The sequence below is a fragment of the Pseudomonas umsongensis genome (assembly GCF_012647205.1).
Taxonomy (GTDB): Bacteria; Pseudomonadota; Gammaproteobacteria; order Pseudomonadales; family Pseudomonadaceae; genus Aquipseudomonas; species Aquipseudomonas umsongensis.
The window spans coordinates 2,811,574-2,834,612 of sequence record NZ_CP051487.1; the positions used below are offsets into that span (position 1 = coordinate 2,811,574).

22 protein-coding genes are annotated in these 23,039 nt (G+C 60.2%); 8 read left to right on the top strand and 14 right to left on the bottom strand.

Features of this window, described 5'->3' with window-relative positions; genetic code table 11:
• Window positions 1-21: 21 nt before the first annotated feature.
• The 4 genes from HGP31_RS12900 to HGP31_RS12915 are packed head-to-tail and all read right to left on the bottom strand — an operon-like array spanning window position 22 to window position 5,101.
• The gene (locus HGP31_RS12900) at window positions 22-972 is read right to left on the bottom strand and encodes an aldo/keto reductase (RefSeq protein ID WP_083348846.1); all 951 of its coding nucleotides are present in this window, start codon (window positions 970-972) and stop codon (window positions 22-24) included.
• 31 nt (window positions 973-1,003) lie between these two features.
• The gene (locus HGP31_RS12905) at window positions 1,004-2,464 is read right to left on the bottom strand and encodes an efflux transporter outer membrane subunit (RefSeq protein ID WP_168757879.1); all 1,461 of its coding nucleotides are present in this window, start codon (window positions 2,462-2,464) and stop codon (window positions 1,004-1,006) included.
• 19 nt (window positions 2,465-2,483) lie between these two features.
• Window positions 2,484-3,983 carry a DHA2 family efflux MFS transporter permease subunit gene (locus HGP31_RS12910; protein WP_168757880.1) on the bottom strand — a complete coding sequence of 500 codons (1,500 nt, stop codon included), beginning with the start codon at window positions 3,981-3,983 and terminating at the stop codon, window positions 2,484-2,486.
• Window positions 3,983-5,101 (bottom strand): HlyD family secretion protein, encoded by a 1,119-nt coding sequence (locus HGP31_RS12915; protein WP_168757881.1) that lies wholly within the window; start codon window positions 5,099-5,101, stop codon window positions 3,983-3,985. The genes HGP31_RS12910 and HGP31_RS12915 overlap by 1 nt, the downstream gene beginning before the upstream one ends.
• Window positions 5,102-5,351: 250 nt before the next feature.
• Between HGP31_RS12915 and HGP31_RS12920 the strand changes: the two genes are divergently transcribed.
• From HGP31_RS12920 to HGP31_RS12950, 7 genes are all read left to right on the top strand, one after another.
• On the top strand, window positions 5,352-5,978 hold the full coding sequence (locus tag HGP31_RS12920; protein WP_151141882.1) for a TetR/AcrR family transcriptional regulator: 627 nt from the start codon (window positions 5,352-5,354) through the stop codon (window positions 5,976-5,978).
• Entirely contained in the window at window positions 5,971-6,489 is a 519-nt protein-coding gene (gene mug, locus HGP31_RS12925) for a G/U mismatch-specific DNA glycosylase (protein ID WP_168757882.1), read from the top strand. Before HGP31_RS12920 ends, mug begins: the two co-directional genes overlap by 8 nt.
• Window positions 6,490-7,057: 568 nt before the next feature.
• Window positions 7,058-7,393, top strand: coding sequence for a hypothetical protein (locus tag HGP31_RS12930; protein WP_141195465.1), 336 nt, complete (start codon window positions 7,058-7,060; stop codon window positions 7,391-7,393).
• A 109-nt stretch (window positions 7,394-7,502) separates the two neighbouring features.
• Complete coding sequence (locus tag HGP31_RS12935; RefSeq protein WP_020798150.1) at window positions 7,503-8,060, top strand: polysaccharide biosynthesis/export family protein; 558 nt, start codon at window positions 7,503-7,505, stop codon at window positions 8,058-8,060.
• Between the two features lie 56 nt (window positions 8,061-8,116).
• Entirely contained in the window at window positions 8,117-9,208 is a 1,092-nt protein-coding gene (locus HGP31_RS12940; RefSeq protein WP_033043908.1) for a hypothetical protein, read from the top strand.
• 20 nt (window positions 9,209-9,228) lie between these two features.
• Window positions 9,229-10,791, top strand: a complete 1,563-nt coding sequence (locus HGP31_RS12945) for a GumC family protein (RefSeq protein WP_020798148.1) — start codon at window positions 9,229-9,231, stop codon at window positions 10,789-10,791.
• Between the two features lie 11 nt (window positions 10,792-10,802).
• Window positions 10,803-11,591: a CpsD/CapB family tyrosine-protein kinase gene (locus HGP31_RS12950; RefSeq protein ID WP_020798147.1), complete on the top strand. Its 789-nt coding sequence runs from the start codon at window positions 10,803-10,805 to the stop codon at window positions 11,589-11,591.
• A 1,629-nt stretch (window positions 11,592-13,220) separates the two neighbouring features.
• On the opposite strand, the gene HGP31_RS12955 is transcribed toward HGP31_RS12950, so the two are convergent.
• The 5 genes from HGP31_RS12955 to ribBA form a co-directional block, all read right to left on the bottom strand.
• Window positions 13,221-14,375: an ABC transporter ATP-binding protein gene (locus tag HGP31_RS12955; protein WP_168757884.1), complete on the bottom strand. Its 1,155-nt coding sequence runs from the start codon at window positions 14,373-14,375 to the stop codon at window positions 13,221-13,223.
• Window positions 14,376-14,392: 17 nt separating this feature from the next.
• Complete coding sequence (locus tag HGP31_RS12960) at window positions 14,393-15,202, bottom strand: ABC transporter permease (protein WP_008059566.1); 810 nt, start codon at window positions 15,200-15,202, stop codon at window positions 14,393-14,395.
• A 6-nt stretch (window positions 15,203-15,208) separates the two neighbouring features.
• The gene (locus HGP31_RS12965) at window positions 15,209-16,141 is read right to left on the bottom strand and encodes an ABC transporter permease (protein ID WP_042955897.1); all 933 of its coding nucleotides are present in this window, start codon (window positions 16,139-16,141) and stop codon (window positions 15,209-15,211) included.
• Window positions 16,138-17,163: an ABC transporter substrate-binding protein gene (locus HGP31_RS12970; RefSeq protein WP_168757885.1), complete on the bottom strand. Its 1,026-nt coding sequence runs from the start codon at window positions 17,161-17,163 to the stop codon at window positions 16,138-16,140. The genes HGP31_RS12965 and HGP31_RS12970 overlap by 4 nt, the downstream gene beginning before the upstream one ends.
• A gap of 387 nt (window positions 17,164-17,550) precedes the next feature.
• Window positions 17,551-18,660 (bottom strand): bifunctional 3,4-dihydroxy-2-butanone-4-phosphate synthase/GTP cyclohydrolase II, encoded by a 1,110-nt coding sequence (ribBA, locus tag HGP31_RS12975; RefSeq protein ID WP_020800938.1) that lies wholly within the window; start codon window positions 18,658-18,660, stop codon window positions 17,551-17,553.
• A 71-nt stretch (window positions 18,661-18,731) separates the two neighbouring features.
• On the opposite strand from ribBA, the gene HGP31_RS12980 reads away from it, so the two are divergent.
• Complete coding sequence (locus HGP31_RS12980; RefSeq protein WP_168757886.1) at window positions 18,732-19,028, top strand: DUF1330 domain-containing protein; 297 nt, start codon at window positions 18,732-18,734, stop codon at window positions 19,026-19,028.
• 127 nt (window positions 19,029-19,155) lie between these two features.
• On the opposite strand, the gene HGP31_RS12985 is transcribed toward HGP31_RS12980, so the two are convergent.
• The 5 genes from HGP31_RS12985 to HGP31_RS13005 form a co-directional block, all read right to left on the bottom strand.
• A complete protein-coding gene (locus HGP31_RS12985) occupies window positions 19,156-19,719 on the bottom strand; it encodes an NUDIX hydrolase (protein ID WP_033043500.1) in 564 nt (187 codons plus the stop codon).
• Between the two features lie 2 nt (window positions 19,720-19,721).
• The gene (locus HGP31_RS12990; RefSeq protein ID WP_020800935.1) at window positions 19,722-20,474 is read right to left on the bottom strand and encodes a GntR family transcriptional regulator; all 753 of its coding nucleotides are present in this window, start codon (window positions 20,472-20,474) and stop codon (window positions 19,722-19,724) included.
• An 87-nt stretch (window positions 20,475-20,561) separates the two neighbouring features.
• On the bottom strand, window positions 20,562-20,951 hold the full coding sequence (locus HGP31_RS12995) for a carboxymuconolactone decarboxylase family protein (protein ID WP_008059553.1): 390 nt from the start codon (window positions 20,949-20,951) through the stop codon (window positions 20,562-20,564).
• A 1-nt stretch (window position 20,952) separates the two neighbouring features.
• Complete coding sequence (locus tag HGP31_RS13000; protein ID WP_168757887.1) at window positions 20,953-22,404, bottom strand: NAD-dependent succinate-semialdehyde dehydrogenase; 1,452 nt, start codon at window positions 22,402-22,404, stop codon at window positions 20,953-20,955.
• Window positions 22,405-22,552: 148 nt separating this feature from the next.
• Window positions 22,553-23,038 (bottom strand): flavin reductase family protein, encoded by a 486-nt coding sequence (locus HGP31_RS13005; RefSeq protein ID WP_168757888.1) that lies wholly within the window; start codon window positions 23,036-23,038, stop codon window positions 22,553-22,555.
• Window position 23,039 lies beyond the last annotated feature (1 nt).

Below are 23,039 nucleotides of genomic sequence, written 5' to 3' on the forward strand. Positions count from 1 at the left end.
TGACCGTCCCCTCGAGGCCTGTCATTGTTTGCGCGGGATGAACCCCGGTACTCCGGTTTCCACCACGGAATTGAAGCGTATCCGCGTTGTGATCTCCTGGCGAATTTCCAGCATGGCCCTGTGGGGCAGGGTGGTGATATCGAAGTTTTCCTGGATATGGGCGGGTGTCGCCGAGGTGGTCAGGAACGCGACACCGCGCTGTACCGCCCAGGCCAGTGCGACCTGGGCCGGGGTTCTTTGCAAGTGCCGGGCGATGCCCAGGATCACTTCGTCCTCCAGCACGTTCGGTTCCATGCCGTGGCCCAGCGGCGCGAAGGCCAGGAGGATGATCCCGTGTTCCTTGCAGTACTCCAGCAATTCCCATTCCGGCAGGTACGGGTGGGATTCGACTTGCACCACCGCGGGTTTGATTCGCGCCACGGCGACGATTTCTTTCAGCGCCTCCAAGGTGATGTCCGACAGGCCGATGGACCTGCAACGACCTTGATCGACCAGTTGCTCAAGGGCCCGCCAGGTGTCGATCAGGGTTACACCAGAGTCGTAGAGGACATGGCCGAAGGCATCCCTGGGGTCCTGGTCGTCCCCGGCCTGGAACGCGAAGGGCGTGTGGATCAGATAGCAATCGATGTAATCCACCTGCAGCCGTCGGCAACTGGCTTCAAAGGCCGGCAACACCCGTTCGGGGCGGTGGTTGGTGTTCCACAGCTTGGTGGTGATGAACAGGTCTTCGCGCCGGGCCTTCCCCGCGTCCATGAAAGCTTGCAGGGCAACGCCGACCGATTCCTCGTTGCGATAACGCTCGGCGCAATCGAAATGACGGAACCCGGTTTCCAGCGCGTGGGTGATCGCCTGGGTGGTGACGCCGAGGTCCTTGAACAGGGTGCCGAAACCCACGGCGGGCATCTGCGCCGAACCGTGATTGAGGGCAAACCGGGTATCTCGCAGTTCATCGTGAAAGGCTTCGTAGGACATGTCTTGACTCCAATTACCGAGGCCGCAGCCTCTACTGATACGAACGTTGTGGTGCCTGGCGGCTGGCCAACCGTTGCTCGAACACGCCGACGGAGTTGCCGCCGAGGGCTACAAACAGCTGCACGGTGTCGAGGTATTGCGCGGTCTTGACGCGGATCTGGCTCAGCAGCGCCTGTTGATAGGCGCGCTCGGCTTCGAGCACCTGGAGCGTGCTGTTCTCGCCCAAGGCATAGGCTTGCCGGTTCAGACGCAAGCTGGTGTCGGCCGCTTGCAATGCATCCTCCTGGGCGCGAAATTCCTGCGCGTCGTGGTTGATTGCTTGCAGCGTATCCGCAACCTGGCCGAACGAGCTGATGACGGTCTGCTGGTAGCCAGCGAGCGTGGCGTTGTAACCCTCGACGGCGGCCTGTTGTTCCGCCTTGAGGGTGCCACCGTTGAAGATCGGCCCGGCGATTCCCGCCGCGAACCCCCAGAGTGCGGCGCCGCCATTGCCTGATGCGGCCTGGGCCAGGGAGGCGGACAACGTCACCCGCGGATAGAGATTGGCGGTCGCCACGCCGACCGCGGCGCTGGCGATGTGCAGCTCGGCCTCGGCCTGGCGCACGTCCGGACGGTCGTGGGCCATTTCCGAGGGCAGGCTGACCGGCACGTTCGACGGCAAGGCAAATTCGTCGAGGTCAAAGTCCGGCGCAATCCAGTCAGCCGGGCCATTGCCCGTCAGGATCGACAGCGCATGGCGCGCAGCATCCCGTTGCTGGGCCAGGGGCGGTAGCAACGTGCGGTCCTGGGCAAGCCGGGTCTCTGCCAGCGACACGTCGACCTGGGTGGTGCTGCCGCTGGCATGGGCCGCGCGCACCAGTTCGAGGTTGCGGGTGTCGTTGTCCAGCAAAGTCTCCACGGCCTGCATCTGCGCATTGGCAGAAGCCACCAGCAACGCCTGGCTGGCGACCTCACCGGTCAGGGTCAGGTACGCGGCTTCGTAACGATGCTTTTGCAAGTCGCTAAAGGCTTGCTGCTGTTCGACGAGCCGCTTGTTGCCACCGAAGACATCGAGGTCGAAACCGACCCGTGGCCCGATCGCATAGAAGTTCGAGACCGAGGGCTCCTTGGCGTTATGCACCCGTTGGCGACCCGCTGCCGCAGCGAAGTCGACCTGCGGATACAGCGCACCTCGTGCCGCAGCCACCGATTGTGATGCCTGCCGTATCGTTGCATCGGCAGCGACCAGCTCCAGATTGCCGTCGATGGCCCGGCGTACCAGTTGGTCGAGCTTGGGCGAGCCAAAGGCGGACCACCATTGCCCGGTAACCTTGTTGCCCAGGGCAATGCGCTGCGAACCCCCCTGGCCAAGGCGCTGCTCGGCCTGTTGATCGTAGTGTTGCGACTGGCTCACCGGCGGGGCCTTGAAGTCAGGGCCGACGGTGCAGGCAGAGAGCAAGACCATTGCCGACACTGCCGCGATTTTCGTTGGGAACAGACGACTGGATTTCATTGCACAGACTCCACGAAAATTAGTTGGCCGGTATCGGTTTGCGTAGAAAGACCACCAGCGGGCTGACCACCAGCATCGCCACCAGCAGGATCTTGAACTGGCCGATAACGGCGATGAACGCGGCCTGGTGGGTGATCATGTGGTTAAGCCCTTCGAGTGCCGGCAACGACATCGACGCCGTGCCCCCCTGCGCGGCAGCGCGATAGGACGTCACATTGGCGGCCAGTGCCAGGTGCATCGCCTGGGTATTGTTGAAGAAGAAAATCTGCACAATCGCTACGCCCAGGGTGCTGCCGTAGACCCGCGAAAGATTGAACAGGCCGGTCCCCTCCGCCCGAAGTGCGGGGTCAAGGGTGCTGAACGCGACCTTGGTCAGTGCCGGCATCAGCAGGCCGATGCCGATGCCCTGGATGGCCCCGGCAACCGCCACCGGCGACCAGTCCATCAAGGGCGAATAGTCGAGCATCAGTCCGTTGGCAAAGATCACCAGGGCCACGCCTGCCGCCACGAACAGCCGGCGATCGAAACGCTCGGGCACCCAGCCCATTAGCACAAACGCACCCACCAGCCCGATGCCACGCGGGATGGTCAGGGCACCGGTGGTGTCTGGCGGGTAGCCGAGAATTTCATCGAGCATCGGCGAGGTCAGCGCCATGGTCGACAGCAGCACGAAACCCACGGCGAAAAAGATCAGCGTCGACAGCACGAAATTGCGATCACGGAACAGGCGCTTGTTGAGGAAATGCGTCTTGCTGGTCAATACGTGCACCATGAACAAGTACAACCCCAACCCACAGGCCAGTGCCTCGATCCAGATTTCCGGCGAATCGAACCAGTCCAGGCGTTCGCCGCGGTCGAGCAGCATCTGCAGGCCGATCAAGGCCAGGGTGAAACTGCCGAAACCGAAGAAGTCGAAAGAAGGCGCTTTCTCGGGTTTTTTCTCGGCCAGTAGCAGGGCCACGACCAAAAAGATGTACGCCGACAACGGCAGGCTGATGTAGAAGATCGGGCGCCAATCGAAATGCTCGGCGATCCAGCCACCGATGCTCGGGCCGCTGACGATGCCCAGGAGCACGATGGCGGTCCAGGTCGCACCAAATTTCATGCGCTTCTCGGGCGCCAATGTCTCCATGGCAATTGCCATCGACAGGGGCGCCAGCACGCCACTGGCCAGGCCCTGGATGATCCGCGCACCGATAAATTGCAGCGGCGTCGTGGCCACCGTCGCGAGCAGCAAGCCGAGGACGAAGACAGCCAGCGCGGCTTGATAGACAAGCTTCAGGCCAAGACGCCCGGCAAGCCACTGGGCAATCGGCAGGGTAATGGCGCTCGCCGCGAGGTACGCCGTGAAAATCCATCCGGCCTGGTCGTCAGTCATCGACAGGGTGCCTTGAATCAGCCGCAGCACCGCATTGGGCAGCGGCAGGTTGGCGGACTGCATGTAAGTGGCGAGCAGCACCGCCAATCGAAGCGAGTGCGCACGGCCCGGATCCGCGGATGTCTGTGCGTGGGCGTTCATCAGAAGTTACCTGCGGTCAGCAGCGACTTGAGCGGGTGCCACCATGGCGTGCGATGTCCGGTATCGACCTCGACCGTGGCACTGGTGCCGGAAAACAGTGGCAGGGCAGGGTCCGCGTCATCCAGTTCGAGGCGAACCGGTACCCGCTGGACCACCTTGACCCAGTTACCGGTGGCGTTTTCCGGCGGCAGCAGGGCGAAGTCCGACCCGGCGCCAGGGCTCATGCTGGTCACGTGGGCCTTGAACACGTGCCCGGGGTAAGTGTCGATGCTGATGCGCGCTTCCTGACCTGCTCGCATGTGCGTGACCTGGGTTTCCCGGAAGTTGGCCTCGACCCAGATCTCATGGTCGCTGATCAACGCGAAGGCGGGTGCGCCGCTGTTGAGGTAGTTGCCCACCTGCAAGTCGTCGACCTTGGCAACTATGCCGTCAGCAGGCGCATAGACCGTGGCGTAGGAAAGGTACAGCTGCGCTTCATCGAGCTGCGCCTTGGCTTCCCGCACCGAAGGGTGACTGTCGGCCTCGATGTTCGGGTTGCCGTCCAGGGCGACGACGGTGCTGGCGATCTGTTGTTCGATCGAGGCGATGCGTTGCCGAGCGATCTTCAGGTCGGTTTCCGCGCGCTCATAAATGGCCCGGGAAACAAAGTCGGTCGCAACCAGCGCTTTCTTGCGGGCGAATTCCTTCTGGTCAAAGTCCGCTGACTCTTTGGCCGATTGCAGTTCTGCCTGCTGTTGACGGTAGCTGGCCTTGAGCCCATCGATGCGCAGCCGCGCGACACTCAGTTGCGCTTGCGCACGATCGATTGCGATATGCAGGGGCTTGGGGTCGAGGCGAAACAGCACTTGGCCCTTGCTGACCTTCTGGTTGTCCTGGACGGCGATGTCCACGACCTGCCCGGAAATCCGTGCATTGACCGAGGCCTTGGCCACCCGGGCGTAGGCGTTATCGGTGGTAACGAAGGGTTCGCCAGCCACGTAGTACGCATAGCCAATGACAGCGAAAAGGGTAGGCAGGCCCACCATGAGCCAAGGCCGCAGCTTCTCCTTCAGGGGTTTGTTGATCGGCGATTGGGCCTCATAGGCCTGCGAAGCCTTGATGTCGATGGATTGAGTCATGATCGAATGCACCTTTAACCGGGAAGGCGGGCCTGCAGCAATCGCCTGGCACCGACGTCAATGAATGTTGTGGTAAAGCAAACCCGCAGGTGCTTGGGAGGATCGCTCCGGCACCGCTGTTTCGTCGCTGCAACACCCGGTTTGAGCTGCGCTTGAACAAACATGAATCAAGGAATTTGTGGTTCCTTATTTTTGTGCGATTGTGTAAAAATATCCCCGCATCCACCTTCCTGCAAGGATTTTATACGACATGGCACAAAATAAAGTGACAGCGGGCAAAGGCCGCGGCCGACCCCGCGCGTATGACCCGCAGACAGCGTTGCAACAAGCGCTCGGTGTGTTCTGGAGCACTGGCTATTCCGGCGCCTCCCTGGACAGCATCGCCACCGCGGCCGGGATGAATCGCCCCAGCCTCTATGCGGCCTTTGGTGACAAACATGCGCTGTACATCAAGGCGCTCGAGCAGTACTGGGAGTTTGCCGCCGCCGACATGCAGGCCGCGCTGGCCGACAACCAACTGACGTTGTGCCAGGCGCTGATGCGTTTCTACGAGGGACAGTTGTCGATCTACTTTTCGGGCGACGGTCAGCCACGTGGCTGCTTCGCGATTGGCACGGCGACCACCGAGGCTGTCGAGGATCCGCAGATCCGAGCGGTGCTCAGTGATCGCCTGAGCAGGTTGGATGCCGATCTGGAGGCGCGCCTGCGCAGGGCCATTGCATCTGGCGAATTAAAAGACGATGTCGATGCAGGAGCCCTGGCGGTGCTCGCTTCATCGCTGCTGCACAGCATTTCGATCCGTGCGCGAGCCGGCAAGTCGCGTGAGGAATTGACGGCGCTCGCACGTAATGCGGTCGGTGTGATCTGCGGTGAGTGAAGGGCTCGACGATATACTGGCGCCACAATTGGACGTGGTTTTTTGCGGCATCAACCCAGGCGTGACTGCCGCGGCCCAGGGGCATCATTTTGCCGGTCGGGGCAATCGTTTTTGGCGCACATTGCACCTCGCCGGTTTTACGTCACATCAACTTCAGCCGGAGCAAGACCAGGACATTCTGCGCCATGGCTGTGGTTTGACCGCCGTGGTCCAGCGGCCGACGGCGCGGGCGGACCAGCTGTCGGCCCATGAATTTGTCGCGGCCGCGGCGGCTTTCGAACAAAAGATCGCCGGTATTGCGCCACGTTTCGTGGCGTTTCTCGGTAAGGCGGCGTACTGCGCCTTGTCCGATCAGCGCGACGCTGCCTGGGGACCGCAGCCGAAGACATTCGGCAATGCCGCGGTCTGGGTCCTTCCCAACCCCAGCGGGCGAAATCGTGGCTTTTCCCTTGAGCAATTGGTCGCTGAGTACAGCCAACTGTATGTTGCACTGGGCGCGCGCCTGTTTTAGCGCGAGAGTCCAGAAAAGTCTTGGGTGTGCACCAAGGACGCGCCTGACGCCATTTTTTCCGGCCCTGAATATCGCTCGCCCAGACCCGTTCCGTGGCTCTGTGTGGCAGTGATCGGCTGTCCGATGGGAGGCGATCTACGCCGACGCTCGACGGCATCTTCGTTGCATTGGTTTATTTGTGCGATGGGTGATTTGACGGCGTTTTTATAAGAGGCCACTGCATGCATAAACACTTGCTGTCTCTGACAATTCACTTAGGCTGCTTACGGCGTTTTTTTGACGTTATCCGCCGCCGTTTTATATTTCTATTTATTATTGTGACGTGCTATTGACGTACTGGCTATCTGCTTATAGGCTCCATTTAGCCTGATTCAGATTTCCTCAATCGACTCATCCCAAACCCTCAGCGCAGGGAGGCGGTTATATGCGGACGACAGTTTTCATTAAGTTGATTGTGTTATTTGCGACTCTGAATGGAGTAGCCGTTGCCACTGCCCAAGCAGCCAATTTGCCCTATGAAATTAGTCGCATAAGTAGCGCTTGCGAGGGTGCAAGGACTCAGGCAGCCGTGGCTTCGACCGAAGCTGCGACTGCGGCGTCGACGAGCCTTGGTACAGTCCATGGTGGCTCTTCGCTAGATGCCAAAAGTGCCAAAATTTCCAACGCTGATAATGGATCCAAGTCGGGAGTAAATGCTTCCGTCAATAGTTCAGCATGCGACGGTTTAATGACGGAAGTTGCCAAGCAGCCGTTCGCGATTAATTCAGTACAAGACAAGGGGCTGGCGGGTGATTCGGCGTTTCACGACACTCAGCCCAATGCAGTCCCGGTCTCTGCGGTTGTATGGTTATTCTCTTCCGCACTATTAGGTTTCATCGTTGTCGCCAATCGGCGCAAGATTTAAGTGTGAGTTTTGCGAAATGGTTTTTCTTGTGGGTGCTACAGGCCTAAAGAGGACGCTGATTGTAACGGTTGATCCTCATTAGATGAGCTAACCAGGCGGAGGATTCCAGATGCTGCGTTTAATGTTACCTGCACTGTGTGCGCTGGCGATCTTGCCCGGCGTGGCCCGTGCCGCCGAAGACAACTCCTATCTCCTGAACGCTGGAGACAAGGTTGAAGTGTCCATTTGGGGCGAGCCAGCGGAAAAAATAGAGCGCGTAGATGTGCTGCCCAATGGCTACATCACTTTGAAGCTGGCGGGGCCGGTCAAGGTCAAAGGGCTTGATACGGCTCAAGCTGAAAAGATAATCACTGAAAAACTCACGAAATATTATCCCGATCCGGTAGTCAGCGTTGTGGTAACCGAGGCCAAGGGCAATGTCGTCTATGTCCAGGGCAAGGTAATCAAGCCCGGCAAGGTGCAGATGAACGGTGAGACCGATGTGCTGCAAGCCTTGAGCGAGGCTGGCGGGTTGGACAAGTTCGCTGACAAGGACGAAATCAAGCTCTTGCGGCGCGAAGGGAAAAAACAGAAAGTACTGCTCGTCAACTACGACGATCTGATCGCCGGACGTGACATGTCCACTAACTTTGAACTTCAGGCCGGCGATACGCTGGTCGTTCCCTGACATTGCGCGATGCATTAAGGATTAACTTGCGTTCATTGCAAACAACCGGAGTGGTGATGGCAATATTGACTTTGCCATGTTCCGGCATGACCTACGCCGGCGCCTGGCAGTCGGCAGTTGCGCTGCCCATGACAGTCGAGCACGACAGCAATCCATTGCTCTTGACGAGTGACGAGAAAGCGATCACGCGAACGATCATTGCCCCCGATTACACGCTGGTGGGTAATTTTGATCGGGACCAGTGGAAGTTTGGCCTCGGTGTCAATGTGGAGCGCTCGTCCGATACCGACGTCGTGTCCAATCGAGAAGACCCGAGGCTATCGTTTGGTTGGCAGCGTGAGACCGAAAAGGGTGGCTATGGACTCACGGCGAGATACATCGAGAGTTCGACGCTTTCCACTGAAGTCCAGCAAACCGGTGTCACAGACTCGACCGATGGCACGCAAAAGCTCTCGAACATCGGCGGTAACTGGCGATCCGCGGTGACCGAGCGCAGCAGCCTGGTCGACGAAATCGACCTCACCCATGTCGAATACGACACCGCCTCGCTGACCAACTACGATGAGCTGACCAACCGTCTCAGCTGGCTTTATCAATGGAATGAGCGGGTCGAACTGTTCACCCGATTCGAAGCGACGCGTTATGAGCCCAAGGACGACACCAGCACCCTGGGCTCCTCGAACAGCTACACCCCGGTGGTCGGCGTGAACTACCAGATCTCCGAGCGGTTTACGGGATCTGTGTACGGCGGTATGAACAAGGTATCCAACAGCAACAGTGGTCCCACTGGCCAGGGTGGCGTGAGCCTGCGTTACACCGGTGAGCGTGTCGAGACCAATGCCGAAGCCAGTCGCAGCACGATCGCCAACGGGGAGAACGGCCTGGTCGAGTCCGATGAGCTTCGGGGTAACTGGAGTTATCTACTCGACGAGACCAGTCGTGTCGGTGTTGATGGCTCCTGGCAAAAAACCAAAGGGGACGCGCCCAGTACCTTTCGCACATACGGCGCGTTTGTGAGTCGCGAGCTCTCGCCTTTTTGGCTTGCACGCCTATCCTTCACCTACAAAGAGCGCGAGCGAGACGGCTTGCCAAATGCCGATGCCAACATCATAGGGATGACCTTGATCTATAGTCACCCCGACTTCTGACCTTCAGCAGCGTGGTATTTATGTCCTCTGAATACGAAATGTCGGTCAACGACTACATTGCAGTAATCAAGCACCGGGCCTGGCTGTTGATTGTGACGGGGGCCGTGATAATCGGGGCGGCTGTATTGGTGGCGACCTCCATGCCACCGATCTATCAGTCGTCCGGAACTATCCTGGTGGAATCTCAGCAGATTTCGCCGGACCTGGTGGCGGGGAACAATAATACCTTTGCTGACGAGCGCATCGAAGTCATCCGCCAGCGTGTGATGACCCGTGAGCACTTGGAGGCGATCATCAACAAGTACAATCTTTTCGAAACGGGCAGCCGGCGCCTGACCCTGACCGAAAAGATCGAAGAGATGCGCAATGCGATTTCCGTCGCCCTGGTCAGTGCGGCGGTGAAGGGGCGAGGCGAGGTAACGATTGCCTTCCGCCTTGCCTTCGAGCACAGGGAGCCAGAAGTCGCGAACGAAGTGGCCAACGAACTGGTGACGCTGTTCCTCAATGAGAACATCAAGCAGCGCACCGAGCGCGCCAGTGAAACCACGGAGTTCCTGACCCAGGAGGCGAACAAGCTGCGCACTGAACTGGAAGTGCTGGAGAACAAGCTGGCGGACTTCAAGCAAGCCCATGGCAACGCGTTGCCTGAGCATCAGGAACTGCGCATGAACATGTTGTCGCGCTCTGAACTCGAGCTCAAGGATATCGACCGTGACTACAAGGCGGCCAACGAGGATTTGCGCTTCCAGGACCTGGAACTGTCGGCGGCCCATGCCGGTCTATCGATCAAGCAGGGCACGGCAGGTGCGGCCGCTGAACCGGTAGAGGATCTGGCCAGCCTCAAGGCCGAGTACGCCCGGCTGCTGACGATCTACACCGAAGCCCACCCGGATGTTCGGACGGTCAAACGCAAGATCGCCGCCATGCAGGCCAGTCAAGGTCGCGGCGGTTCCGTCACGCCGGTCAGCCTGGACGTTGCCAGGGTCCAGGCGCGCATTGCCGCCTCGGAACAGCGCATGCGATCGCTGGCCGCGCAGAAGCAGCAGTTGTTGGACAAGATCGCGACCCTGGAAAGCCAGATTCTCGAGGCGCCGCAAGTGGAACGTGGCCTGGTCACGCTGATGCGCGACCATGAAAACGCACGCAAGAAATACGAAGAAATTCGCACCAAGGAGATGAGTGCGAAGATTACCGAAAGCCTGGAGCAGGAAAACAAAGCCGAGCGTTTTGTGCTGCTCGAAGCGCCGCTGATGCCGGAAAAACCGGTACGGCCGAACCGCAAGAAAGTCGTGGCCCTGGGCTTTGTCCTTGCGCCGGTAGGGGCGGGTGCACTGGTGATGTTGCTGGAGATGCTGAGCCAGCGGGTACGGGGTGTCGACGCGCTAACCAGTGTGCTGGGCAGGCGCGTACTGGTTGCCATTCCCTACATTCATACCCAGGCGGAACTGGCTCGTCGCAAACAGTGGCGAACGATACTGGTGCTCTGTGGCGTCTTGATGATCGTGGTCTCTCTGGTGCTCCTGCACTTCTTCTACATGCCACTGGATCTGCTGATGTTCAAGGCTCTGGCGCGGTTTGAATAAGGAATATTGCGATGGAAATTATTAAGCCACCTCTGGGTAAGGGCGAACAATCGCCTTCGTCAGGCCTGGTGCTCTCTTCATCCGGACAGCCTGCACCGCTCAATGCGCTCAGTTACGTACAAACCAAGGTTGTACCGTTGCGGGCCGAGCACCTGGAGCGCCATCGCATTGTCGCCTACAACAAGAATTCGAACATGGGCTGGGCGTTCGATCTGCTGCGTACCCAGGTCTTGAAGGCCATGGAGGAGAATGGCTGGCGCACGCTCGCCATCACCTCGCCGACGCCGGAGGCGGGCAAGTCGGTGTTGGCGATCAACCTGGCAATGAGTATCGCGCACCACACGACCAAGACGGCGCTGCTGGTGGATTTCGATCTGCGTTGTCCCAAGGTCGGTAGCTACCTGGGGCTGCCGATGGAAAAATCGCTCAATGAATTCCTGACCAACGAAGCAGAGCTGCAAGAAGTCCTGGTCAATCCGACCTTGCCGCGCTTTGTGGTCTTGCCGACGCGCGAACCGATTCCGCTCTCCACCGAGGTGCTGTCTTCGCCGGTGGTGGGCGATTTGATCGTTGATCTGCGCGAACGCTACAACTCTCGAGTTGTGATCTTCGATTTGCCGCCGGTGCTGAGTTCGGATGATGTGATAACTATCCTGCCCAAGTTCGACTGTGTCTTGCTGGTGGTTGCCAATGGCATGAATACTAAGAAAGAGATCGAGGAGAGTCTGCATCATCTGGGCAGGGCGAATCTGATCGGTACGGTGCTGAACAAGTCGGGGCCGGCGAAACGGCCTTACTAGGAATTGCCGCACGGCTCGCGGTTGTCCCCGATCAACTGTGGGAGCGAGCCTGCTCGCGAAGGCGGCCTGACAGCCGACCTGTTATTTGTTGACTGAGCACATATCCATTGCTGCGGTAACAGCCACTTAGGGTTTCGCTTTTACTGTAGGAGGCAGGCTTGCCGGCGAAGGCGTCCTGGCGGCCAATGGGGATTTGTGACTGAGTACATATCCATTGCTGCGGTAACGGCCGCCTATGGTTTCGCTTTTACAGCGAGTCACTTGGAAAAACGGAACGCCGCCCGGCCCCAAGTAACCAAACGCTCTTGCCCCTGGCGTTCGGTGCCTCGCTAAGGCTCGGCATGCCCTCGCTCCGGTCCTGCTCCGTGGGTCGCCGCGATGGGCCATCCTTGGCCCAGCGCGGCTAAACCGGCATCCATGCCGGTTTACCCACTGCGCAGAACCTCCACTCGGCCTCTCGAGGGGGCAAGAAAATCAAAAGCCAGATCACAATCAAAAGCAAGGCGGCCGACCGGCCGGCCTGATCGGAAGCCATACGCATACTCCCTGTAGGAGCGAGCATGCTCGCGATGAACCTGAGGGCACCGCGGGCTACCAGGTGCCCGGCGTCATCGTTAACGACCATCGTCGGAACGCCGCCCGGAGCATGCTCGCTCCTACATGGGGATCCAGGTTCACCCGTAACAGTCAGGTCGGCTGTCAGGCCGCCTCGCTTTGCTTTTGATCGCGGGCGCCCCGTTAACCACGATGGCCGAACGCAGGCGTTGCGCAGTGGGGAAACCGGCAGGACGCCGGTTTAGCCGCGCTGGGCCAGGGATGGCCCTTCGCGGCGACCCACGGAGCAATGCCGGAGAGAGGGCATGCCGAGCCCAAGCGAGGCACCGAGTGGTGGGGCAAAGCCTTTTGCTTCCTTTTTGGCGTTTGAAAAAGGGAGTCGCTGTAAAAGCGAAACCATAGGAGGCCGTTACCGCAGCAATGGATATGTACTCCGACAACCAATTTCACACAGGGCTTCCTGTGACGCTTCGCATCAACGTTGCGCACGGCTCAATTAACGCGTCGTCAGTGGAACGCAGAGCGTCCCTGGCGGCATTCCCACGCAGAGCGTGGGAACGATCAAACACCCGTAACAGTCAGGTCGGCTTTAAGGCCGCCTCGCTTTTGTTTTTGATCTGGGCGCCCCGTTAACCACGATGGCCGAACGCAGGCGTTGCGCAGTGGGTAAACCGGCAGGACGCCGGTTTAGCCGCGCTGGGCCATGGATGGCCCATCGCGGCGACCCACGGAGCAATGCCGGAGTGAGGGCATGCCGAGCCCTAGCGAGGCACCGAGTGGTGGGGCAAAGCCTTTTGCTTCCTTTTCGGCGTTTGGAAAAGGGAGTCGCTGTAAAAGCGAAACCCTAAGTGGCCGTTACCGCAGCAATGGATATGTACGCAGGCAACCCATTTCACACAGGGCTTCCTGTGACGCCCCGCATCACCGTTGCGTACGGCTCAACTAATGCGTCGTCAGCGGAACGCGGAGCGTCCCTGGCGGCATTCCCACGCAGAGCGTGGGAACGATCAATCAACAGGCTCAGGGCCCGAGGGGACTCTTGATTAGCTGCCCACCGCAATAGGCCTTAAATAATCAGTGCGCCCCAGCAGCCTTGTTCAAATCACTCTCAGCCCATTCGGTATAAACACAGGCATCGGCAGTCGCCCAGCGCACACGCACCGGATCCCCCGCCTTCATGGGCATGCCCGCCGCGGAAAGCGCCTTGACGGTCATCGACGTACCGCCCGAAGTCACCACGCTGCACGTCTGGCTTTCCCCCAGGAACAACACTTCCACCACCTTGGCCGTCACTTCATTCCAACCGGCGGCCAACGGCTCTTGAGCGGCTTGTTCGATACTCAAGGCCAGCGCCTTTTCCGGCCGTACCATCAGCAACACATCCTGATTGGTTTGCAATCCCGCCGTCAGGCGGATCGACAGCGACTGCCCCTCAAACGTTGCCACGGCGTTGCCCTGGGCCTTGAGCTTGAGGAAGTTCGAGTTACCAAGGAACGAGGCGACAAAGGCATTCGGCGGATTCTGGTACAGGTCGTAACCGCTGCCCAGGCCGACGATCTTGCCGTGGCTGAAGATGGCGATGCGCTGGGACAGGCGCATGGCTTCTTCCTGGTCGTGGGTCACGTAGACGATGGTGATGCCCAGGCGCCGATGCAGCTGGCGCAGTTCGTCCTGCAAATCTTCACGCAGTTTCTTGTCCAGTGCGCCCAGCGGTTCATCCATCAGCAGGATGCGTGGCTCGTAGACCAGCGCCCGGGCGATGGCGACCCGTTGCTGCTGGCCGCCGGAGAGTTGCGAAGGGCGGCGATGGGCGAATTGCTCAAGCTGCACCAGCTTGAGCATCGCATCGACCCGGCGATCACGCTCGGCCGGGGCCAGTTTGCGGATGGCCAGCGGGAAGGCAATGTTGTCGCGCACCGACAGGTGCGGGAACAGCGAGTAGCGCTGGAACACCATACCGATGTCACGCTTGTGCGGCGGCACATTGACCAGTGACTGGCCGTTGACCAGGATCTCGCCGCTGCTCGGGGTTTCGAAACCGGCGAGCATCGACAGCGTAGTACTTTTTCCCGAGCCGCTGGAGCCGAGGAAGGTCAGGAATTCACCGTCCTTGATGTCCAGCGAGATGTCGTCCACGGCAGCAAAGTCGCCGTAGTATTTATTCAAATTGCGCAGGCTCACCAGGGGCTTGTCATTTTGCTGCGCGGTATCTTTGATCAATGCACTCATGTCGTACTCCTGCGCGCTCAGGCGCTGATTTCATTGCGCCGGCGCAGTGCGGCGGCGATCACCATGACCAATACCGAGAGGCCGATCAGCAGCGTCGAGGCGACGGCGATCACGGGCGTCAGGTCCTGGCGCAGGGTGGTCCACATTTTCACGGGGAGGGTTTGCAGGGTCGGGCTTGCCATCATCACGCTCAGCACCACTTCATCCCACGAGACAAGGAAGGCGAAGAGGGCGCCGGCCACCATGCCCGGGCGAATCGCCGGAAAGGTCACCTTGAATACCGCTTGCAGGCGCGAGGCGCCGCAAATCACTGCGGCATCCTCGATCGACTGGTCGAACAGCTTCAGCGAGTTGATGATCGAGATGATGGTGAACGGCAACGCGACGATGACGTGGCTGACCACGAACGCGAACATGGTTCCGGTGTAGCCCAGTTTCAGGAACAACGCGTACACCGCGACCGCAATGATCACCAGCGGCACGATCATCGGCAGGGTAAACAGGCCGTAGAGCATTTCCCGGCCCGGAAAGCGCCCGCGTACCAGGGCGAAAGCGGTCGGCAGGCCCAGGGCCACGGCAAAGAACGTGGTCAGTACCGCGACCTTGAGGCTGGCCATGGCCGCGTTCATCCAGTCGGCATTGGAGAAGAACTGGCCGTACCATTTGAGCGTCCAGCCCGGTGGTGGGAACACCAGCCACTGGGATGAGCCGAATGACAGCAGGACGATGAACACGATCGGTAGCAACAGGAACAGCCCGATCAGCCCGGTGGTGGCGTACAGGCCAAGGCGCATCCGGCGGCTCATGGCATTGGGGGTCAGGAGCATGACGGCTTACCTCGCGTTGCTGGCGCCAACCGGGGATTCCGGCTGAAGCTTCAGGTAGAAGTAGAACAGCACCAGCGTGATGACGATCAGCAACGCGGCACCGGCGCTGGCCAGGCCCCAGTTGAGGAACGACTGCACCTGCTGGATGATGAACTCGGGCAGCATCATGTTCTGCGCACCGCCCAGCAGGGCCGGGGTGACGTAGTAACCGAGCGACATCACGAACACCATCAAGCCACCGGAGAACAGCCCCGGCCGGCACAGCGGCAGGAATACCCGGAAGAAGTTGGTCCACGGACTGGCCCCGCAGATCGAACCGGCCTGCAGGATCATCGGGTCGATGGCCTGCATGGTCGCCTGCAGCGGCAGCACGATGAACGGGATCATGATGTAGCTCATGCCGATCACCACGCCGGTGAGGTTATGCACCATCTCCAGCGGCTGATCGATGATGCCCATGGCCATCAACGCCTTGTTGATCACCCCGGAGGCTTGCAGCAACACCAGCCAGGAATAGGTGCGGGCGAGCAGGCTGGTCCACATCGACAACAGCACGATGTTCAGGATCCAGCGACCCCAGCCACGGGGCACCAACGTGATCGCCCAGGCCAGCGGGAAACCCAATAGCAGGCTGAACAGCGTCACCAGTCCAGCCACCGAGAAGGTGTTGAGCAAGACACGGGCATACGCCGAGTTGGCGAACAACTGCTCGTAGTTGCCCAGCCCCGGAGTCGGTTCCAGCACGCCGCGTAGCAGCAAGCCGATCAGTGGTGCGAGGAAGAACAGGCCGAGGAACAGCAGGGCGGGGATCAGGTTGCTCGATCCGCGCCAGCGTTGCGCCAGGGTCGGGGTTTGCGTCATCGCAGCCGCCTTGCCGGCAGCGCCGGAGGCGCTCCCGACCGGCGTGGATGGACGGGACGCGGTTACCGTCATTTTCATTTGACCAGCCATTCGTTCCACCGTGTCGCGATAGCAGGACCGTTCTTGGCCCAGTACGCGAAATCAAGAGTGATTTGATCCTTGGCGTAGGCAGTCGGCAGGTTGGGCGCCAGGGTCGAGTCCAGGCGCGCCACGCTGTCGACGTTGACCGGGGCGTAGGCGGTCAGGTTGGAGAAGTCGGCCTGGCCTTTGGCACTGCTGGCATTGGCCAGGAACTTCATCGCCGCGTCCTTGTTCTTCGAACCCTTTGGAATGACCAGGATGTCGGCCATGACCAGGTTCTGTTTCCAGCTCACGCCAACCGGCGCACCGTCTTCTTGGAGGGCATGAATGCGGCCGTTCCAGAACTGGCCCATGCTCGCTTCACCGGAGGCCAGCAGCTGTTGCGACTGAGCGCCGCCGCCCCACCAGACGATGTCTTTCTTGATGGTGTCGAGCTTCTTGAAGGCGCGGTCCAGGTCCAGCGGATAGAGCTTGTCGGCGGCGACGCCATCGGCCAGCAGCGCCAGCTCCAGCACGCCAGGACTTGGCCATTTATACAGGGCGCGTTTGCCGGGGTAGGTCTTGGTGTCGAACAGCGCGGACCAGTCCTGGGGTTTGTTGGCACCCAACTTGCCTTCGTTGTAGCCGAGGACGAAGGAGAAGAAGAACGAGCCGACGCCGTGATCGGAGACGAATCGCGGGTCGATCTTGTCGCGATCGATGACTTTGAAATCGAGGGGTTCGAGCAGGCCTTCGGAGGCCGCGCGCAAGGCGAAGTCAGCTTCGACGTCGACCACGTCCCACTGCACGTTGCCGCTTTCGACCATGGCCTTGAGCTTGCCGTAGTCGGTGGGGCCATCCTGGACCACGGTGATGCCGCTGGCCTTGCTGAACGGATCGGCCCAAGCCTGCTTCTGTGCATCCTGGGTGCTACCGCCCCAGCTGACGAAGTTGACGCTTTCAGCAGCCGTTGCCACATGACTGACCGTGGCCAACAAGCCTGCGAACAGTACTGCGGATGCACGTTTGTTCAACACCATTTTCACGCCCTCATTTGTTGTGTTTTTGAGCGGGCTTGGTAATGCCCGCCTATCGGGAGCAGTAGGTCCATCTGGCCTTGAAAGGCGACCGTGCCAAGGGCTGTTGTGAGTGCTTTCCCTCGCGGGTGCGCTTGGCTAAAACGTCCGGTCTATGGAATATCATATTATGGTATTCCAAACTTTGTGCAAGCACTTTGCCTTACCGGCTATCAGCCAAAAATGCATTTTTTTCGAGCTGCGGGGCGTACCCGGTACCGCGCAAACATCGCAATCCTTGTGGGAGCGAGCCTGCTCGCGAAGAGGGCGTGTCAGTTGACACACATGTTGCCGGGTACATCGCCTTCGCGAGCAGGCTCGCTCCCACAGGGGACTACACAAATCCGAGGATCACTGGGTGAACGGGATGCTTTCCACCACTTCCAGGTCATACCCGGTCAAACCTGCATATTTGAGCGGCGGCCCCAGATGCCTCAGCTTGCCCACGCCGAGGTTCTGCAGGATCTGCGCACCGGTGCCGACTTCCGAATAGATCCGCGACTGCGAACGGCTGAACTGCCGCGGCGCCTGGGTCAATTGCGGCACCCGCTCCAGCAACGCTTGCGACGATTCGTGGTTGGCCAGGACCACCACGACGCCGCGACCTTCCTCAGCCACTCGCTGCAAAGCCGCCCACAACGTCCAGTTCGAAGGGCCGCTGTATTCGGCGCCGACCAGGTCGCGCAACGGGTCGATGACGTGCACGCGCACCAGCGTCGCTTCCTCGCGGCGCAGATCACCCATGACCATTGCCATGTGGACACCGCCTTCGATGCGATCCTCAAAGGTGATCAGACGAAAGGTGCCATGCACCGTCGGCAGCTCGCGCTCGCCGATGCGCACCACCGTGTGCTCGGTACTTAAACGATAGTGGATCAGGTCGGCGATGGTGCCGATCTTGATTCCGTGTTTTCGCGCGAACACTTCCAGGTCCGGGCGGCGGGCCATGGTGCCGTCATCGTTCATCACTTCGACGATCACCGAGGCGGGGGTAAAACCGGCCAGGCGCGCCAGGTCGCAACCGGCTTCGGTATGGCCGGCGCGGGTCAATACGCCACCCTCCCGGGCACGCAGGGGGAAGATGTGGCCGGGCTGCACGATATCGGCGGCACTCGCGCCATGGGCAACGGCAGCGGCCACGGTACGCGCCCGGTCGGCGGCGGAGATGCCGGTGGTCACGCCAACAGCCGCTTCGATCGATACGGTGAATGCGGTACTGAACACGCTGCCATTGCTGGGCACCATCTGCTCGAGGCCCAAGCGCTGGCAATGCTCGTCGGTCAAGGTCAGGCAGATCAGGCCGCGCGCTTCACGGGCCATGAAGCTGATGGCTTCGGCGCTGCAGCGGTCGGCGGCCAGCAGCAGGTCGCCTTCATTTTCCCGGTCCTCGTCGTCCACCAGGAGCACCATCTTGCCTTGGCGGTAGTCTTCGATGATTTCTTCGATGCTGTTGAAGGCCATTTGGGGATTCTCGATGTTTGATGGAGACATATTGTGGTATACCATAATACAAAACAAGCAGAGAGGTCACTATGAAGGCGTACTGGATTGCTCACGTGGATATCACCGACCCCGATCAATACAGCCAATACACCCAGCGGGCACCCCAGGCGTTTGCCCAATACGGTGGTCGGATATTGGCGCGTGGCGGGCGCAGCGAAGCGATGGAAGGTCGGTCGACGCCGCAGCGCAGCGTGGTGATCGAATTTGATTCCTACGAACAGGCGCTGGCCTGCTATCGATCCGATCTGTATCAGGAGGCGAAAGGGCACCGCGAAGGCGTGGCGCGGGCTGAGGTGATCATTGTCGAAGGAATCGCCCCGGCATAACCCTGTAGGAGCTGCCGCAGGCTGCGATCTTTTGATCTTGATCTTGATCTTCGGGCAGCCTTCAGGGCGCCAAAGATCAAAAGATCGCAGCCTGCGGCAGCTCCTACAGTGATTGTGTCGCGTTCTGTCAGCGAATGAAGTGAATCTTGCCGCTATCGTCGTTGCCGATGTAGATCCCGTAGACCCCGGCCTGCCGCTCCTCGATGTAGCGTTCGAGAATCTGCCGGATTGCCGGGTAGTAGATGCTGTCCCAGGGAATGTCCTCGGGCGCGAAGAATTTGTAGTCGAGGGTTTCCGGTCCGTACTGCCCGGTGATCTCCAGCGCGATGGCGCGGAAGATGATGTACACCTCGCAGATTGTAGGCACGCTGAAGATCGAGTAGGGCGAGAGGATTTCCGCGCGCACGCCGCTCTCTTCCCAGACCTCGCGCAACGCCGCCTGCTCGGTGGTCTCACCACCTTCCATGAAGCCCGCCGGCAAGGTCCAGGTGCCGGGGCGCGGAGGGATTGCGCGTTGGCACAGCAAGTACTTGCCGTCCTGCTCGATGATGCAGCCGGCAATGATTTTCGGATTGACGTAGTGGATGTAGCCGCAGCCGCGGCACATCAGGCGCTCGTGCGTATCGCCCGGTGGCAACTGTGACTTGAGGTCATTGCTGCCGCACCTTGGACAATAGCTCGGGCTGAACATGATCAACGACCTATGCGGGGTTCTTTGAGGGCGATGGGCTGGGTGATCTCGGGGATCGCCCCGGTTTCTTCCTGCTTGCGCTTGAGGTAATCGAGGGCGACGGTGGCGGCGGCCCGAACGTGGTCGACGCAAGCCTGGTGGGCGGCCAGGGGATCGCCGCTCTTGATCGCTTCGACCATGCGTTCCATTTCCTGGTTGCTGGCGCCGCGACGGTTTTCCTGGGACACCGAAGTCGCGCGCAGGTAGCTGATGCGCGCCTGCAGTTGACGCAACTGGGTCGCGGCGACATGGTTGCCAGAGCCTTCGAGCAGGACGTCGTAGAAACCTTGCACGGAGTCGATGACCTGTTGCAGTTCGCCTTCCTTCAAGGCCTGGCGGTTTTCTTCCAGGGCCTTTTCCAGGGCCTTGATGTCCTTGGCCTTGGCACGCAGGGTGAACAGTTGAACGATCAGGCCTTCCAGTACGCAACGCAGCTCATAGATATCGACGGCATCGGCCAGGGTGATGATCGCTACCCGAGGGCCCTTGGCATCGGCGAACTCCACCAGGCCTTCGGATTCAAGGTGACGCAGCGCTTCGCGCACCGAAGTGCGGCTCACGCCCAGGCGATCGCACAGATCGCGTTCGACCAGTCGATCTCCCGGCAGAAGCTGGAAGTTCATGATGGCGCTTCGCAGTTTATCCAGCACGATTTCGCGCAGGGTAACGGGGTTGCGATTGACCTTGAAGCTGTCGTCGAGTGGCAGGCGTTTCATGGGGTCCGCTCTGAATGTGGCTGTCCATGCAAAAAGAGCACTTTGATCGTAATAATCCTAGTGCTCGTTCAGTCAGATAGCCAAGGGTTAACTGGAGGCCTCGGCATCGGCTTCGGCGAACGCTTCACGGGCGAGCCGGAAACTGTCCACGGCCGCGGGGACACCGCAATAAATACCGACCTGAAGCAGAATTTCGCGTATTTGTTCACGACTCAGCCCGTTACGCAAGGCACCACGCACGTGCAGCTTGAGTTCGTGAGGCCGATTGAGGGCCGAAATCATCGCCAAGTTTATCATGCTGCGCTCTTTAAGCGACAAACCCTCACGGCCCCACACGTGGCCCCAGCAGTACTCGGTGACCATTTCCTGCAGGGGGCGGGTGAAGTCATCGGCGTTTTCGATGGAGCGGTTCACATAGGCTTCGCCCAGCACCTGGGTGCGGATCTTCAAGCCTTTTTCGTACTTTTCGTTACTCACTTCAGAGCCCGCCCATTAGTGTGTATTTGAGTTCCAGATAATCCTCGATGCCGTACTTGGAGCCTTCACGACCCAGGCCCGAGGATTTGATCCCGCCAAACGGCGCGACTTCGGTGGAAATCAGTCCTTCGTTGATCCCGACCATGCCGTATTCCAGCGCCTCACTCATGCGCCAGGCGCGGCCCAGGTCGCGGGTGTAGCAGTAGGCAGCGAGCCCGAATTCGGTGTCGTTGGCCATCTGCACGGCCTGCGCCTCGCTGGTGAAACGAAACACCGCGGCGAGAGGGCCGAAGGTCTCATCCCGGGCAACTTTCATCTGAGTGGTGATGCCGGCCAATACCGTAGGCTGGAAAAAGCCGTGGCCCAGCGCATGACGTTCGCCGCCGCAAACCAACCGGGCACCTTGCGCCAGTGCGTCCTGCACATGGTCTTCAACCTTGGCCACGGCGCGCTCGTTAATCAGCGGACCCTGTGTGACGCCGTCAGCGAAACCGCTGCCCACCTTGAGCTGCGACACCCGTTCGGCCAGGCGCGCGACAAAGGCGTCGTGTATGCCGTCCTGCACCAGGAAGCGATTGACGCAGACACAGGTTTGGCCGGCGTTGCGAAACTTGGCAATCAGCGCGCCTTCTACCGCACGCTCAAGGTCGGCATCGTCGAAGACAATGAACGGTGCGTTGCCGCCCAGTTCCAGCGACACTTTCTTCAGCGTCGGCGCGCACTGCGCCATCAGCAACTTGCCAATCGCCGTGGAGCCGGTGAACGATAGTTTGCGCACCAACGGGCTTGCCGTCAGCTCAGCGCCGATGGCGATGGCATTGCCGGTGATCACGTTGAAAATACCGGCAGGAATACCGGCCTGTTCGGCCAGCGCCGCCATGGCCAGCGCCGAGAATGGCGTCTCCGGTGCCGGCTTGACGATGCACGGACAACCGGCGGCCAGCGCCGGGCCGGCCTTGCGGGTGATCATCGCTGCGGGGAAGTTCCACGGCGTGATGGCCGCGACGACACCGATCGGTTCCTTGCTGACGACGATGCGCGCATCGCCCTTGTGGCTGGGAATCGTGTCGCCGTAGATGCGTTTGGCTTCTTCGGCGAACCATTCGATGAAACTGGCGGCGTAGAGGATTTCACCCTTGGCTTCGGCCAACGGTTTGCCTTGTTCTAGGGTCAGGATTTCAGCAAGGGCTTCGGCGTTTTCCAGCATCAGCGCGTGCCAGCGCTTGAGGGTGTTGCTGCGCTCCTTGGCGGTCAGGGCGCGCCAGGCCGGCCAGGCGTTGTTGGCGGCAACGATGGCTTGGCGGGCGTGCTCGGCGCCAAGGTTCGGCACGCTACCGATGAGTTCGCCGGTGGCGGGATTGAAAATGTCCTGTCGCGCCCCATCGGGCGCATCCAGCCACTGGCCATCGATGTAGGCCTGCTGGCGGAACAGTTGCGAGGCTGCTGGGCTCATGCCGGCTCCTGGAGAAACATAAAAGACCTACGCGGGCCCCTGTGGGAGCGGGCTTGCTCGCGAAAGCGGTGGGTCAGTCAATATTGATGTCAACTGACACTCGGCCTTCGCGAGCAAGCCCGCTCCCACAGGGCATTGTGTAGAGCCATCAGGCCAGGGCGGGCAGGGGGCCCAGCTTGCCTTTGTGGTAGATCATCGGCGTCACCGGTTGCTCGGGCAGGATCAGGTTCTTTACCGCGCCGACGATGATGGCGTGGTCGCCGCCATCGTATTCACGCCACAGTTCGCACTCGATGATCGCCGTGGCTTTGCGCAGCAACGGGTTGCCCAGTTCGCTCAGGTGCCACTCGATGCCATTGGCCTTATCCTTGCCCTTGCCGGCGAACGCATAGGCTTCGGTGGTCTGGTCGGCGGACAGCAAATGAATTGCGAATTGCTTGCTGTCGCGCAGGATCGGGTACGTGTCAGAGGCGTAGTTGGGGCAGAACAGCACCAGTGCCGGATCGATCGACAGCGCACTGAAGGCGCTGGCGGTGATGCCGACGATGCCGCCGTCCGGGTCCAGGGTGGTGACCACCGTGACCCCGGAAGGGAACGAGCTCATGACGTCTTTGTAAATGCCGGGTTCGATCATT